We start from the raw sequence: 14,760 nt of genomic DNA on the forward strand, positions 1-14,760 counted from the left end.
GTGATCAAGATGGTCATGGCGATGCGGCACGGGGTGCTGCCCGCGACGCTGCACGTGGACGAGCCAACGCCGAAGGTGGACTGGACCGAGGGTGCGGTGTCGTTGCTCACGTCGCCGCGACCGTGGTCGTCGGACGGACCCCGGCGGGCCGGGGTGTCGTCGTTCGGGCTCTCGGGCACGAACGCGCACGTGATCATCGAACAGGCTGCCCCGGCTCCGTCGGCCACCGGTGCCGTGGAGGACGGTGTGGTGCCGTGGGTCGTGTCCGGGCGGACGCCGCAGGCCGTCCTGGACCAGGCGTCCCGGCTGGCGTCGGTGGACGAGTCGCGGCTGGACATCGGGTACTCGCTGGTGACCACGCGGTCCCGGATGGCCTACGAGGCGGTGGTCGTCGGCGATGACGTCCAGCCTGTGCGGGTGGCCGAGGGGAGGCTCGCGTTCCTGTTCACCGGTCAGGGTGCGGAGCGGGCGGGCATGGGTGCGGGGCTGTACGAGCGTTTTCCGGTTTATGCCGGGGCTTTTGACGCGGTGGCTGCTGAGTTGGGTGGCGTCGAGCATGCGCAGGAGGCGGTCTTCGCGTTGGAGGTGGCGCTGTTCCGGCTGCTGGAGTCGTGGGGTGTGCGGCCTGACTTTCTGGTTGGGCACTCGGTGGGGGAGGTCGCTGCCGCGCATGTGGCTGGGGTGTTGTCGTTGTCTGACGCGGCGGTGTTGGTGTCCGCGCGGAGCCGGTTGATGCGGGCGTTGCCGGGTGGGGCGATGGTCGCTGTTCGGGCGAGTGAGGCGGAGGTTGTTCCGTTCCTGTCCGATGAGGTGGGTCTCGCGGCGGTGAACGGTCCCTCGTCGGTGGTGCTGTCCGGTGCCGAGGATGCTGTGCTGGCGGTTTCCGCGCGGTTCGAGCGGTCGAAGCGGCTCGCGGTGTCGCATGCTTTTCATTCGCCGTTGATGGCGCCGATGTTGGACGAGTTCCGTGCGGTTGTGGCGGGTCTTTCGTTCGCGTCGCCGAAGATCCCGGTGGTGGCGACCTCGGTTGGTGAGCTGTCCACTCCGGACTACTGGGTGGACCACGTTCGTCGGCCGGTGCGGTTCGCGGACGCGATCACCACTCTCGCGTCGGCCGGTGTCACGACCTGTCTGGAGCTCGGGCCGGACGGCGTGCTCAGCGCGATGGGGCCGCACTGTGCCGACGGCATCCGGTTCGTCCCCGCACTCCGCGCCGGGCGGCCAGAACCGCACACGCTGCTGGGTTCCCTCGCCGGACTCGACGTCGACTGGCGTGCGGCCCTGCCCGGCGGGCGGCCGGTCGACCTGCCCACCTATCCCTTCCAGCGCGCGCACTTCTGGCTGCGCGAGAGTCGCACCGGCGACCCTGGCCTGATCCCGCTCGAGCACCCGATCCTGACCGGTTACCTGCCGGTGCCCGACACCGGCGGGCTGCTGTTCGCCGGCCGTGTCTCGCTGGCCACCCATCCGTGGCTCGCCGACCACCAGGTGCTCGGCACCGTGTTGTTACCCGGCGCCGCGGTGGTCGAGCTGGTGCTGCGGGCCGGTGACGAGGTCGGGTGCGCGACCATCGAGGAACTGACCATCGAGACACCGCTGGCACTGCCTGGGCGTGGCGCTGTGCGGGTGCAGGTCGCTGTCGGAGCCCCGGACGGTTCCCACCGCCGCACCGTGAGTGTGCATGCGCGACCCGAGTCCGGCTCGGACGAGTGGACCCGGCACGCGAGCGGGTTCCTCGCGCCAGGGGCCGAGGACGTCGACGTACTCGCCGAGTGGCCACCGCCGGGCGCGACCGAGCTGTCCGTTGACAGGGTGTACGAGGAGCTCACCGGTTACGGACCCGCGTTCCAGGGGCTCCGCGCGGCCTGGCGTCTGGACGACCGGATCTACGCCGAGGTCGGGTTGCCGGGCGCGGCCGACCGGTTCGCCCTGCACCCGGCGCTCCTCGACGCCGCGCTGCACCCCTCGGCGTTGACCGGGGCGTTCACGGGTGAGACGCGGATGCCGTTCGTGTGGAGCGGGGTGCGCCTGCACGCCGTGGGTGCGGACGCCCTGCGCGTCACGCTGACCGCGGGTCCGGGCGCCGACACGGTGTCGCTGGTCGCGGCCGACCGGTCCGGGCAGCCGGTGCTGACCGTCGACTCGCTGCTGCTGCGCCCGGCCGCACCACGCCGGTCCGGCGCGCTGTACCGGCTGGACTGGCCCGAAGTCCCGTCGCCCGCGCCCGCACCCGTGCGGCCGGGGGAGTGGGCCCTCCTCGGCGACCTGGACGTGGACCTCCCGGTGGCCAGGTACCGCGACCTCGCGGAGCTGGTCCGGACGGTCGACGCCGGTATCGTCGTGCCGTCGGTGGTCCTGGTCGGCGTCACCGGGGACGTGCACGGCGCGACGCGCCGGTTGCTGGCCATCACACAGAAGTGGCTCGGCGACGAGCGGCTCGCCGCCACTCGCCTGGTGCTGGTGACCGCCGGCGCGGTGGCGACCGAGACGCCCGACCTCGTGCAGGCGGCGCTGTGGGGCCTGCTGCGGTCCGCCCAGACCGAGCACCCGGACCGGTTCGTGCTGGTCGATGTGGACGACAGCGCGGCGCTCCCCACGGCCCTCGCGACCGGCGAACCCCAGGTGGCCGTCCGCGCGGGCGTGGTGCGCGTGCCCCGGCTCGTCCGGGTCGAGGCCTCGCCGGCCCGGCTCGACCTCGACCCGGACGGCACGGTGCTCATCACCGGCGGCACCGGTTCGCTGGGCCGCGTCGTCGCCAGCCACCTCGTGCACGCGCACGGGGTGCGGCACCTCCTGCTGGTCAGCAGGAACCCGACCGAGGCACCCGATCTCGACGCCCGGGTCACGGTGGCCGCCTGCGACGTGGCCGACCGCGACGCCTTGGCGCGGCTGCTGGCCACGATCCCACCGGCACATCCACTCACGGCGGTGGTGCACGCCGCGGGCGTCGTCGACGACGCCGTGCTGACCACACTGGACGAGCACCGGCTGTCCTCGGTGCTACGTCCGAAGGTCGACGCCGCGACCAACCTGCACGAGCTGACCGCGGACCTGTCGGCGTTCGTCCTGTTCTCCTCGGCGGCCGGGGTGCTCGGCGCGGCGGGCCAGGCCAACTACGCGGCGGCGAACGCGTACCTCGACGCGCTCGCCACCCGCCGCCGTTCCGCCGGCCTGCCGGCGACGTCGCTCGCGTGGGGCCTGTGGGAGCGGGAGGACGGCATGGCGGGCGCCCTCGACGACGCCTCGCGCGACCGGCTGTCCCGCGCGGGCGTCACCGCACTGTCCACATCGGACGGACTGTCGTTGTTCGACGCGGGTTGCGCGGCCGAGGATGCCGTGCTGGTCCCGATGGGCCTGGATCGCGCGTTGACGAACGTGTCGCCGGCGCGGCCTGGTCTGGTTCCGGCTCGTCGGGTGTCGGTGAGCCGCCCCACGCGGATGCTGGACCTGGTGCGTGAGCACGCAGCGGCAGTGCTCGGCCATGCCACCGCGGCGGCCATCGAGGACACGCGTCCGTTCCTGGAGGTCGGGTTCGACTCGCTGACCGCGGTGGAGCTACGCAACCGGCTGAGCACCGCGACGGGCGTGTCGCTGGCGGCGTCGGTCGTCTTCGACCTGGCGACTCCGACCGCACTGGCCGACCACCTCACCGCGGCCGCGGCGGCACCGGCGCCCGTCGATGACGACACGATCAACACCCTGTTCCGCCAGGCCTGCGCCCAAGGCAAGGTGTCCGAAGCCAACGCGTTCCTGAGCGCGGCGGCCACCCTCCGCGACAAGTACACCGACGACTCGTACGTGAACGAGCTGCCGCCACCGCTACACCTGGCCCACGGCCCAGCCCGGCCAAAGCTGATCTGCGTGCCGACCCTGGCCGCGATGTCCAGTCCACTGCACTACGCCCGCTTCGCCACCGAGCTGCAGGGCACCCGCGACGTGTCGGTGATTCACCTACCCGGCTACCGGAACGGCGAGCGAGTCCCGGCGACTTTCGACGCGATGGCCGACCTGCTGGCCACGTCGGTGCTGCGGTGCGCGGCAGGCGATCCGTTCGCGCTGGTCGGATACTCCGCTGGTGGCTGGCTGGCGGCAGCCGCCGCGCACCGCCTGGAGGAACGCGGCGTGACCTCAGCGGGCGTGATCCTGCTGGACACGTACGTCTTCGACGCCGACCTCCCCCTGATCGAACCGAAACTGGCCGAGGAGATGTTCGCCAGGGAACCCTTCTACGGCAAGATAGGCCACGAACGCCTGACCGCGATGGGCGGCCACCTGAGGGTGCTGGCGGACTTCACCCCGAGAGCCACCAGGGCCCCGACGCTGTTCGTCCGTGCGAGGGACCCACTCCCCACCGACGGCGTCGGCCCCGACCACAGAATCTGGCGCCACACCATCGAGTTCGCCGACGCCGTGGTCGAGGTCCCCGGCAACCACATGTCCATCATGGAGGATGACAACGCAAGGACCGTAGCCCAGGCGGTACACATGTGGCTGTCGGCTAACACGCTCGCTGAGCGCCCGGCATCGTAAACCGTTCGCGTGCGGTTCCAGGGTTGGCGGTGTCCGATGAGTGTTCGAGCCGCCGAGCCCGGGATTCGGCCCGCGCTGGCAGGGGGTATGGCGGCACTCGACATGAGAGGCTCCTCCGGGTTGCGGCGGGTCAGGGGAGGTAGTGGGTCCGGACGGGCAGGATGATCGCCGAGGGGTGGGTCGGGGTGTGGTGGATTTCCTGGTCGGCGGGGCGGAGGGTGGTGGCTGTGGTGGGGGGTTCGCCGGTGCCGGGGTTGCGGGCGTAGCGGGGGAAGGCGCCGCTGGAGACCTGGACGCGGATGCGGTGGCCGCGCTTGAAGCGGTACGCGGTGGGCCACAGCGTGACGTCGGTGCGGGTCTGTTCGTCGGCTCCGGTGAGGCTGACCAGGCCGTCGCACACGTTGTGGGAGCGGCCTTTCGGGTCGACGTCGCACAGTCGGACGAACACGTCGGCATGCGGAAGGCTGGAGCGGAACCAGATCTGGGCGGTGATCTCGCCGATGACCTCGGCGTCGGTGTCCAGTGGCGGTGTGGTGTAGGTGAGGACGTCCGGGCGGGCTTCGAGTTTGGTGTTGTCGACGCGGCCGCTGCCGCGGACCATGCGGACGCCACCCACGGCCGGGGTGGGGTCGGCCGGGTCGTAGCGGTACCGCTTGTCCTCAGCTTTGTTGTCGTTGACCAGTTTGCGGGTGGTGTTGTCGATCGCGGCATGTGGTCGGCGCCGAGCAGGTAGGCGGTGACCCCGAGGCCGACACCCGAACGTGCCCGCCGAGCCCAGGTTGTAACCCTGCGGAGCGACCACGGCCATGCTGCACTGCAAGCAATATGCAATTACTATGCTTCGTAGGACATAACGGTCATCATGCCCGTCTCGCCGTGGTAGACGTTGTGGCAGTGGGTCAGCCACTGGCCGGGGTTGTCGGCGTCGAAGTCGACCTCGAGGGTCTGGTCGGGCAGGACGATCACCGTGTCCTTGCGGGCGCCGGGGCGGCCCTTGTCGACGACCTGGAAGGTGTGGCCGTGCAGGTGCATCGGGTGAAACATCTCCGAGGAGTTCTCCAGCCGCAACCGCACCCGCTGCCCGGGCTGAATCGGCAGGCCGTCGTTCGGGTCGTAGGTCCTGCCGTTGATCGTCCAGTCGTACTTGTCGCCAGGTCCTTCGAGCGTCAGCGTGTGGGTGATGTCGGGCGCCTTGTCCGGCAGCCGCACCGACTCCGCGGCCTCGATGTCGCGGACGGTCAGGGCGGGCAGCGTGGTGAGCTGTGTCGCCGCGGCGTCACTGGTCGTGGGATCGACCGGTCGTCCACTCTGGATGATCACTTGGGCGTAGGCGCCGCGGCCCTCGGCGACCGCGAGCAGTGCGGTGGTGCTGCTCGGCACGGTGATGGTCGCGTCGATACGTTCGCCCATGCCCAGTAGTACGGTCTCGGCTTCGACAGGGACAACCGGGAAGCCGTCGGTGTGCGTGACGGTCATCCGCACGTCGGGCACACCAACGCGGAACGCGGTGTCCGAGCCGGCGTTGATCAGTCGCAACCGGACCCGCTGGCCGGGTTTCGTCGCGAACGTGTGCGGGGCGTTCGCGGTGCGGCCGTTGGCGAGCATGTGCGGATAGACCACGTCACCGACATCGCCGCCGAGCAGGTCCGACTGCGGCATGGACATGCCCGGCATGCCGGTGTGTTCCATTGTCATGCCGTTGGTACGCAGGTCGGCCAGCACGTCGGCCGGAGAGCGGCCGAGTCCGTCGAGCCAGTCGTCGAGTACCACAACCAGCTCGGTGTCGTAGTCGCCCCCGTCCTCGGGATCCTCCACGATGAGCGGGGCGTACAAGCCGGTGTCGAGTTGGGTGCCGACATGCGGGTGGAACCAGTAGGTGCCGGCGTCGGGCACGGTGAACTCGTAGGTGAACCGGCCACCCGCCGGAATCTCGGACTGGGTGAGGTTCGGCACGCCGTCCATGTCGTTGCGCAGCGCGATGCCGTGCCAGTGAATGGTGGTCGGCACCTTCAACCTGTTCGACAGGTCCACTTTGAGCACGTCGCCGCGTTGGACGCGGATCTCCTTGCCCGGCAGCTCACCGCCGTAGGTCCATGTGATCACCTGGGTGGCGCCGAGGTCCACTGCCCCCTCGGTGGACACGAGCGACACCGCCGTGGTCGCGCCACCCCCCTCGCGCCGACGGTTCTCGGCCGCGCCCACTTGCGGCGATCTCGGTCCTATCCGGACCGGTGCCCTCGGAGGGCTGCCACACGCGGCCAGCCCGGCGGTGGCCGCTCCTGCTGTCAGCATGAGAAAGCCCCGTCGGCTGATGTGGTGATGTGCGCGCACGGAGCTACTATACGAAATAGTAGATATTGTGTTCAGCTGCCCAGCGGGCAGGTGATGAGGGCGATCCCGAGTAGGAGACCGGTCCCGGCGAGGAACGGCAGGACCGCCGCCGTGACAGCCATCAGGCCCCAGGAGACAGTCCGTCGCAGCCGACCAGGTGGCCGCGAGTCGTGCTGCAGCCGGGCCAGACGGAGTGCCACGGCGTCCTGAGCCATGGCCAGGGACGTGCTGGGCGCACCGTGCCTGGTGACCTTCAGCAGGGCCGTCCGCACGGCGGCGGGGCCGCAGTTTCGTACGGCGACGACGTCGGCGGCCAGTTCCACCAGGTCCCGGATCGCCCTCGGTGCCTGCCGGAACAGCGGCACGAATGGGAAGGTGGCGCGCACCGCGTCGGCGATCGCGACCAGCAGGTGGTGGCGGCCGTCGAGGTGCGCGCGTTCGTGCGCGAGCACGGCCGCGACCGCGCCGGGATCGAGGTGACGAGCGAGCCCTTCGGTGGCCACCACGGTGCCAGGGCGGCCGGCCATGCTGAACGCCAGCGGCTCGTCGTGTGCCAGCCACAGGATGCCGGACGGGTCCTTGGCTGGTCGCGCGACCAGTCGCAGCACGCCGAGGCTTTCCCGGCGCTTGCGGGACCGGCGCCGGAAGCCGCGCACGGAGACGACCACCAGTCGGATGGCGAACGCGGCCAGCAGTCCTACGCCGACCAGGCCGGCGACCTCCTCGACGCGGGGTGGCGAACCGTGCTGGATGGCCGACCAGCACCGGTGCACGGCGGCGAGCAGGGGTGCACCTGAGCCGTGGCCGGGAAGGAGCAACAGCAGCACCCCGGTCGCGGCAGCGAGCGGCACGCCGGCCGACGACACCAGCCACGCCACGATCAACAGCCCCGGATCGCGGCGCCGCAAATCCACCCGTCGCAGCCCGCCCGGGATGAGCCAGCCCGCGATGACCGCGCCGGCCAGCAGTGCCAGGGCGGCGGTCATCGGCGGGGTATCCGCTTTTTGCGCAGCGCGGCACGCAACAGGTCGGTCTCCTCGTCGGAGACCGTCTCGACGAACCGCATGAGGACGGCGTGGGGGTCCTGCGAGGAGTCGAGCACGTCGCGCAGCGCCCGCGCGGAGGCTTCCTCACGGCCGAAGGTCGCCTCGTACTCGTAGGCCTTGCCCTGCTTCACCCGCTCGACCCACTGCTTGCGGTGCAGGTTGTCCAGCACGGTCATCACCGTGGTGTAGGCAAGCTGCTTGCCGGTGTCGAGGCGCTCCAGCACGTCGCGGACCTTGAGCGGTTCGCCCGCGTCCCAGAGCACGTTCATCACGGCGGCTTCCAGCTCACCAAGACCCTGCATGGCACCTCCCTCGTGGCGCTTCATGTTACGCAGGGTGAACCCCGTGTGGGGAGTGTCCCCAACATCTGGAGCGTCTCGCCAGCGTCGGCGTACGGCACACCGACTCGAGGCTCTCGAGCGAACTCGCACTGGCGGGACGCTCCGGTGTTCGCCCCACCGATCTGTGGTCATGGATCGGTCTCCAGCACCTGCGCATGATGGAACAGGGCACCCGCGCGGTCGGATTCACCCGGCAATGGAACCGGGTGATCGAATGGGGATGCGGGGGTGGAGCGAACGCCGTGCACTTCGCGCCACGCGCCAGGGAATTCATCGGCGTCGACATCTCCGAACAAAGCCTGCACGAGTGCGCGAGACAGGTGGAACAGGGCTGCGACACCCCGTTCCATCCGGTGCTGGTCGGCGTGGCGGACCCCGAGCGGGCGCTGGGCGAGGTCGGCGTTCCGTGTGATCTGTTCGTCTGTTTCTACGTGTTCGAACTGATACCCACTCCGGAGTATGGCGAGCGGTTGCTCCGCATCGCGGGGGAGGTGCTCGCACCAGGCGGGCTCGCGCTCATCCAGATCAAGTACGACGACGGCCGGTGGTCGACCAAGCCCCGGCGACGTGCGTACCGATCTGGACTGGCCGAGATGACGACCTACCCGATCGCGGCGTTCTGGGAACTCGCGTCGAGATGCGGACTCCAGCCCGAGACAGTCCAACTGGTGCCGAAGAACGAACTCGACGAGCGGTATGCCTACTTTCTTATGTCCAAACCGATAGCAGCCCGCTAGCGACGGCGGGTGGTCGCTGACCTCGTCGAGGATCCGCGAGTCGGCGGGGACGCCGAGCGCATCGTCCGACACATCGCGGCACGGCCGGGAAAGCAGCGTGCCCATGGGTCTGTTGTCAACTCGGCATCCCGTGGCAACTGATCGTATGGTGCTCAGCCGACGATGCGTCGGGCGCCGATGTAGTGGCCGTCGCTGCGCATCGAGCGGACGTCCACGAGTTGTCCTTCGGTGGGTGCGTCGACCATCTTGCCGTCGCCGACGTACATGCCGACGTGGTGGATGGTGGCGGGGTTGCCGGTGCCGTCGTCGTAGAACAGCAGATCGCCTGGCTGTAGGGCGTCTTGGGACACGGGCTTGCCGACGGTCCACTGTTGGCGGCTGGTGCGGGGGATGGTGATGCCGGCCTGTTTGTAGGCCCAGGAGGTCAAGCCGGAGCAGTCGAACTCGTTGGGTCCGGTCGCGCCCCACTCGTACTCGGAACCGCGTCTACCCAGCGCGGCCTGCAGGGCGTCGTTGGCCGCCCCGGGTGGGCCGAGGTAGATCCCGTTGTCCTGCACGGTGCCGAGCTCGTCGCGTTCGTCGGGGCTCAGGTCGTTCAGCGCGTCGCGGACTTGCTGGATCTGGTTGTCCAGGTCCGCCTTCTTCGACTTGAGTGTGTTGACGGCGGTCTCGGCGTCGGTGGCGGCCTTGTCTGCGTTCTGCTGGGCCTGCGCGGCGGCTTCCCTGGCGGACGCTGCCTGGGTCGTCACGCCGGCGAGCTGGCCGAGTTTCTCGCTGTTGTCGGCGGCGATGAGGTCCAGGGCGGACATCTGGTCGAGGAACTGTTCGGGTGAGCCGCTGGTGAACGCCGCGGACCACCGCACGACCTGCCCGCCGTTGCGGTACAGGTCACCGGTTATCCGGTCCATCTCGCCGCGGAACTGGCCTTCCGCCTGTTGTGCCTGGTCGACAGCCGCTGTCGCGGTGGCGACGGCCGCGGTCGCCTCGTCCCGTGCTTGTTGTTTCGCGGCGAGGTCGGTTTCCGCCTGGGACAGGTCTTCCTCGGTCTGCGCCGCCTGTGCGCCGAGTTGCTGGTAGCGCTCCATGGCGTCCGAGGAGTCGTCCGGTTGCGCGCCGGCGCTCGCGTGGGGCATCGCGACGATCAGTGCCGCTGAGGCGATGGTTACCTGGGTGACGAATCGGCGTCGGCGCGGTCTCACGACGGCGGGATCTCCTCGTAGCGTAGGGGACTCGGACCGCGGTCACAGTAGGGTAACGGCGGGCGATTGTCTACTAGGTGATCTAGTACTAGGCGCGATAAGAGATCGCGGTCACCGCGATCAATGCGCCCACCTGTTAGTCCGATGCGACACCGAGCGGAAATCTGGCTGCAATGTGGCCGTGACTTGCTGATTGCCGACTGTTCGCCCCGGATAGTGACGTCCAGTGGGCGATCAGTGACTCCTAGTCTCTATAGTAGGTCGGGTACGAGACACTCCGTGACCGCACAGAATCGGTGGGTGCATGCGCAAGGTCGCCGTTGATTGTTCGCTGGCGCACTGGCAGCGGTTGCTGCTGGCCCTCAGCGTGCTCGTCGCGGCGTGGGCGCCCGCGCACTCGGCGGAGATCGCGGCGGTCGATCACAACGTCGATCAAACCGTCGAGCGCGTGGCCCAAACTTCTACGGCTGGTTCTCACGCGGTTCACCCTCATGATTCCGCGGCCACTGTGCCGGACGGGCTGGAAAGCCTCGGCGGGGTCCGCGACCGGGGACCGGGTGGACGTGACGACCAACGGTGCGGCCACCGTGACACCGAGCGTGATGCGACGCAGGCCACAGCAGTGCGCCTGCCCCAGCCAGATGTGGTGAGCGGGCAGCCCGTGACGTCACGCGGTGACGCGGAACCTCGCCCGGTAGTCGCCGACCTGGATGTGTGGGGTGCGCCGCCGGGTCAGACGCTCGTGGTCATGGTGTGCGTGTGGCGGCAGTGACTGGGCCCGTCGGCACCTGAACTCTCCGCCCTGCCGGTCACCGCTCGTTTCGAACGGTGCTGTCCACGGTCGTGCCCGAAACGGGTTCCTGGCGTGGGTAGGTGCGGGTGCCGATCGCGTGTAGTCGTTCTGCTCACACCATCTCAAGGGGAAACGTCACTGATGAGTGTTTCTGCACAGGCAACTGCCAATCCAGCGCGGCTCGTGTTGTCCTCGGCGGGGACGCCGTGCCACACGCCGGCGGGGGCGGTCGGCAACACGCCGGTGTTGTGGATCGATGAGCCGTTCACTGTGGACGGTAGAGGGTTCTGGGCCAAGTTGGAGGGGCACAACCCTGGTGGCATCAAGGATCGGCCGGCCCTGCACATGGTCGAGTGCGCCCGCTCTCGCGGCCACCTGGCGCCGAAGGCGCCGATCGTCGAGTCCACCAGCGGCACGTTGGGGTTGGGCCTGGCGCTGGCCGGCATCGTCCACGGGCACCCGGTCATCCTGGTCACCGACCCGGGGATGGAGCCGATGATGGTGCACCTGCTGCACGCCTACGGCGCCCGGGTCGACATCGTGACCGAGCCGCATCCGGACGGTGGATGGCAACAGGCACGCCGCGACCGCGTAGCCGAGCTGCTGGCTGCGTACCCCGGCGCGTGGTGCCCGGACCAGTACCACAACCCCGACAACGTCGCCGCCTACGAGCCGCTTGCGCTGGAACTGGTGGCGCAGCTGGGACGCGTGGACGTGCTGGTGACCAGCGTGGGCACCGGCGGGCATTCGGCCGGCGTCAGCCGTGTGCTCCGCCGCTACTGCCCGGACTTGCGCCTCGTCGGGGTGGACACCGTCGGGTCGACGATCTTCGGTCAGCCCGCCGGCACGCGGTTGATGCGGGGGTTGGGCAGCAGCATCTACCCCAGCAACGTCGACTACAGGGCGTTCGACGAGGTCCATTGGGTCACCGCCGCCGAGGCGGTGTGGGCGTGCCGCGAGCTGGCCACCTACCACTACGCCAGTGGCGGGTGGAGCGTGGGCGCGGTCGGGCTCGTCGCCGGCTGGCTGGCGAGAACCCTGCCGGCGGAGACCAAGATCGCGGCAGTGTTCCCCGACGGGCCGCAGCGGTACTTCGACACCGTCTACAACGACAACTACTGCCACGCTCACGACCTGCTGGACCGGCCAGCCGCCGCCGAGCCCGAACACATCTCCCATCCGGGAGAGCGGGTGGTGGACCGCTGGACCCGTTGCACCACAGTGGTCGATCCGGTGACCGACCCGCTCCTGGCGCACCTGGGGGCACGGCGATGAGCGACACCGCGACGAGGGGAACCTGGACGTCGTTCCGGTCGCTGCCGGGCAGCGTGCGGCTGCTCGTGATCAACCAGTTCGGCATCAACCTCGGCTTCTACATGCTCATGCCCTATTTGGCCAACCACCTGTCGAGCGGGCTGGGCATGGCCGCCTGGACGGTCGGTCTGGTGATGGGCGTGCGCACGCTGTCCCAGCAGGGCCTGTTCCTGCTGGGTGGCACGCTGGCCGACCGGCTCGGCTACCGGCCGATGATCATCGCCGGGTGCGCGTTGCGCACCATCGGGTTCGCCCTGCTCGGTCTGGTCGCCTCGCTGCCGGCGCTGCTGGTCGCCTCGGTGGCCACCGGGTTGGCCGGCGCGCTGTTCAACCCGGCGGTGCGCGCGTACGTCGCCGCGGATGCGGGGGAGCGTCGGGTCGAGGCGTTCGCCGTGTTCAACGTCTTCTACCAGGCCGGTATCCTGGTCGGTCCACTCGTGGGTTTGGCGCTGATCGCGCTGGACTTCCGGGTGGTGTGCCTGACCGCGGCGGCGATCTTCGCCGGGCTGATGGTGCTGCAGTGGCTGGCCCTGCCGTCGCGCATCGCTCCGGCCGACCCGGAACGTGCCGGGGGAGTGGCCGGGGTGCTGGGCGACTGGCGGACGGTGCTGGCCAATCGTGCCTTCCTGCTGTTCTCCCTCGCGATGATCACCTCCTACGTGCTGTCCTCACAGATCTACCTGGCGCTGCCGCTGGAGGCCAGCCGCGTGTTCGGCGGGATGGGCGACACCGGTTCCAGCGTGCTGTTCGCCGTGTCCGCAGTGGTCGCCATCGCCGGGCAGATGCGTATCACCGCATGGGCCAAGGCCCGGTTCAGCCCCGGCCGCTCGGTGACCGCCGGGGTGGCGTTGATGAGTGCCGCGTTCCTGCTCCTGCTGCTGCCCACCCCGCCGGGTGCGGCGGCGCTGGCGCCAGCGGCCGCGGCCACGGTCGTGCTGACTCTGGGCACGGTGCTGGCCTACCCCTTCGAGATGGACACGATCGTCACCCTCTCCGGCGGACGCCTGGTGGCCACTCACTACGGCTTCTACAACACCCTTTCCGGTATCGGCATCACGGTCGGCAACCTGGCCACCGGCCTGGTCTGGGACGCCGGCCAGGCACACGGGTGGCCCTGGCTGGTCTGGGCGGCCCTCGCCGCCACGGGAGCCGTTGGCACCGCGGCTCTCGCGTTGCTGCTCCGGGCCGGCCACCTGCCCAGCGATCCCGCCACCGAACCGGACTCACAGCGAAAGGTCTCCGTTCGATGAACAGTCCACTTCAGACCGACACGACTGCGGTGGCCACCGACGTGACCATCGACCACGTACGCGCCGCCGCCGCACGCCTGGCCTCGGTCGCGGTACGCACGCCGGTGCTGCCGGCACCCTCACTGGCCGCACGAACCGGTGGCCAGGTGATGCTGAAGTGCGAGAACCTGCAACGCACCGGGTCGTTCAAGTTCCGCGGCGCCTACAACGCGCTCGCGTGTCTGACTGCTGACCAGCGAGCCGCCGGGGTGATCGCGTTCTCCTCGGGCAACCATGCCCTGGCCGTGGCCACAGCCGCTGGTTTGACAGGCACAACCGCGCTGGTCGTGATGCCCGCCGACGCGCCGGGGGCCAAACACGCCGCGGTCACTGGGCTCGGTGCCCGTGTGGTCACCTTCGACCGCTACCGCGAGGACCGGTTCGCCCTCACCGAGCGCCTCGCCACCGAGCACGGGCTGACCCTGATCCCGCCGTACGACCACCCGGACGTCATCGCCGGCGCCGCCACCACCACGCTGGAACTGACCGACCAGAGCGATCCACCCGACGTGCTGGTGGTTCCGCTGGGAGCAGGCGGCCAACTCGCCGGCGCCGCCGTCGTCCGCGCCGCGCTCCACCCGGAGCTCCGGCTCATCGGCGTCGAAACCGCCGCCGGCGACAAGAACCGCCGCTCCCTGCAAGCGGGCCACCGGGTACGCATCCCCGTGCCACGCACCATCGCCGACGGCGTCACCGGCGAAATCCCCGGCGAACTGACCTTCCCCCTCATCCAACGGCATGTCGACGACATCGTGGTAGTCGACGACAGCGACATCACCGTCGCCATGGCGACCCTGTTCGACGAATGCAAACTCGTCGTCGAGCCCAGCGGCGCCCTCGCCGTCGCGGCGATCCAGGCCGGACACGTCAATGCACCGGCACAGCGCACCGCGGCCGTCATCTCCGGTGGGAACATCGACCTACCCAGGCTGGAAACCCTGCTGCGCCAAACATGACCGTCCCAACTCCGCGGGAGCCGTTCGAAGTTCTGTCAGTCAGCAGCAGCTGTTTTGACGCCACCCGCCCGCACTATCTGCGCCATGACGGGCACGGTCCGCCGAGTGCAAGCCGTGCGAGGGCACCTCGCACGGCTTGTCGCCGTGCTGGCCGTGCTCGGCGGTCTGGGGCTCGCGGTGGGCCTGCAGCGCACCGACGGCATGGCCACCGGGATGAACGCGGG

The 14,760-nt window shown here is 69.7% G+C and carries 10 protein-coding genes and 1 pseudogene; 6 read left to right on the forward strand and 5 right to left on the reverse strand.

The genetic code is table 11. From position 1 onward, the window contains the following. The first annotated feature begins 15 nt into the window (after positions 1-15). Positions 16-4,530, forward strand: coding sequence for an SDR family NAD(P)-dependent oxidoreductase (locus tag VF106_RS43600; protein ID WP_330845927.1), 4,515 nt, complete (start codon positions 16-18; stop codon positions 4,528-4,530). A 130-nt stretch (positions 4,531-4,660) separates the two neighbouring features. Here VF106_RS43600 and VF106_RS43605 read toward each other — a convergent pair. The 4 genes and pseudogenes from VF106_RS43605 to VF106_RS43620 all read right to left on the reverse strand — a co-directional run. Continuing rightward, positions 4,661-5,185 (reverse strand): annotated as a pseudogene (locus VF106_RS43605) (CocE/NonD family hydrolase); the annotation flags it as partial. Between the two features lie 179 nt (positions 5,186-5,364). Then, complete coding sequence (locus VF106_RS43610) at positions 5,365-6,672, reverse strand: multicopper oxidase family protein (RefSeq protein ID WP_330845928.1); 1,308 nt, start codon at positions 6,670-6,672, stop codon at positions 5,365-5,367. Between the two features lie 221 nt (positions 6,673-6,893). Continuing rightward, on the reverse strand, positions 6,894-7,847 hold the full coding sequence (locus VF106_RS43615; RefSeq protein WP_330845929.1) for a M56 family metallopeptidase: 954 nt from the start codon (positions 7,845-7,847) through the stop codon (positions 6,894-6,896). Further along, entirely contained in the window at positions 7,844-8,209 is a 366-nt protein-coding gene (locus VF106_RS43620) for a BlaI/MecI/CopY family transcriptional regulator (protein WP_330845956.1), read from the reverse strand. Before VF106_RS43620 ends, VF106_RS43615 begins: the two co-directional genes overlap by 4 nt. Before the next feature lie 197 nt (positions 8,210-8,406). Here VF106_RS43620 and VF106_RS43625 point away from each other — a divergent pair, with 197 nt between their 5' ends. Continuing rightward, positions 8,407-8,985, forward strand: coding sequence for a class I SAM-dependent methyltransferase (locus VF106_RS43625; protein ID WP_330845957.1), 579 nt, complete (start codon positions 8,407-8,409; stop codon positions 8,983-8,985). A gap of 152 nt (positions 8,986-9,137) precedes the next feature. Here the strand turns inward: VF106_RS43625 and VF106_RS43630 are convergent, their stop codons facing one another. Beyond that, positions 9,138-10,184, reverse strand: coding sequence for a C40 family peptidase (locus VF106_RS43630; protein WP_330845930.1), 1,047 nt, complete (start codon positions 10,182-10,184; stop codon positions 9,138-9,140). A gap of 304 nt (positions 10,185-10,488) precedes the next feature. Between VF106_RS43630 and VF106_RS43635 the strand changes: the two genes are divergently transcribed. The 4 genes from VF106_RS43635 to VF106_RS43650 all read left to right on the forward strand — a co-directional run bounded on the left by VF106_RS43635 (position 10,489) and on the right by VF106_RS43650 (position 14,536). Then, on the forward strand, positions 10,489-10,956 hold the full coding sequence (locus VF106_RS43635; RefSeq protein ID WP_330845931.1) for a hypothetical protein: 468 nt from the start codon (positions 10,489-10,491) through the stop codon (positions 10,954-10,956). Between the two features lie 162 nt (positions 10,957-11,118). Further along, the gene (locus VF106_RS43640; protein ID WP_330845932.1) at positions 11,119-12,252 is read left to right on the forward strand and encodes a PLP-dependent cysteine synthase family protein; all 1,134 of its coding nucleotides are present in this window, start codon (positions 11,119-11,121) and stop codon (positions 12,250-12,252) included. Continuing rightward, the gene (locus VF106_RS43645; protein ID WP_330845933.1) at positions 12,249-13,541 is read left to right on the forward strand and encodes an MDR family MFS transporter; all 1,293 of its coding nucleotides are present in this window, start codon (positions 12,249-12,251) and stop codon (positions 13,539-13,541) included. Before VF106_RS43640 ends, VF106_RS43645 begins: the two co-directional genes overlap by 4 nt. Further along, complete coding sequence (locus VF106_RS43650; protein ID WP_330845934.1) at positions 13,538-14,536, forward strand: pyridoxal-phosphate dependent enzyme; 999 nt, start codon at positions 13,538-13,540, stop codon at positions 14,534-14,536. The genes VF106_RS43645 and VF106_RS43650 overlap by 4 nt, the downstream gene beginning before the upstream one ends. Positions 14,537-14,760: the final 224 nt, after the last annotated feature.

The organism is Actinophytocola sp. (genome assembly GCF_036378875.1).
Lineage (GTDB): Bacteria > Actinomycetota > Actinomycetes > Mycobacteriales > Pseudonocardiaceae > Actinophytocola.

What these genes read in the sequence shown, in the direction of transcription:
- VF106_RS43600 (WP_330845927.1), top strand. Translation starts at nt 16, where the DNA reads ATGGCGATGCGGCACGGGGTGCTGCCCGCGACGCTGCACGTGGACGAG.
- VF106_RS43615 (WP_330845929.1), bottom strand. Translation starts at nt 7,847, where the DNA reads ATGACCGCCGCCCTGGCACTGCTGGCCGGCGCGGTCATCGCGGGCTGG.
- VF106_RS43620 (WP_330845956.1), bottom strand. Translation starts at nt 8,209, where the DNA reads ATGCAGGGTCTTGGTGAGCTGGAAGCCGCCGTGATGAACGTGCTCTGG.
- VF106_RS43625 (WP_330845957.1), top strand. Translation starts at nt 8,407, where the DNA reads ATGGAACAGGGCACCCGCGCGGTCGGATTCACCCGGCAATGGAACCGG.
- VF106_RS43635 (WP_330845931.1), top strand. Translation starts at nt 10,489, where the DNA reads ATGCGCAAGGTCGCCGTTGATTGTTCGCTGGCGCACTGGCAGCGGTTG.
- VF106_RS43640 (WP_330845932.1), top strand. Translation starts at nt 11,119, where the DNA reads ATGAGTGTTTCTGCACAGGCAACTGCCAATCCAGCGCGGCTCGTGTTG.
- VF106_RS43645 (WP_330845933.1), top strand. Translation starts at nt 12,249, where the DNA reads ATGAGCGACACCGCGACGAGGGGAACCTGGACGTCGTTCCGGTCGCTG.
- VF106_RS43650 (WP_330845934.1), top strand. Translation starts at nt 13,538, where the DNA reads ATGAACAGTCCACTTCAGACCGACACGACTGCGGTGGCCACCGACGTG.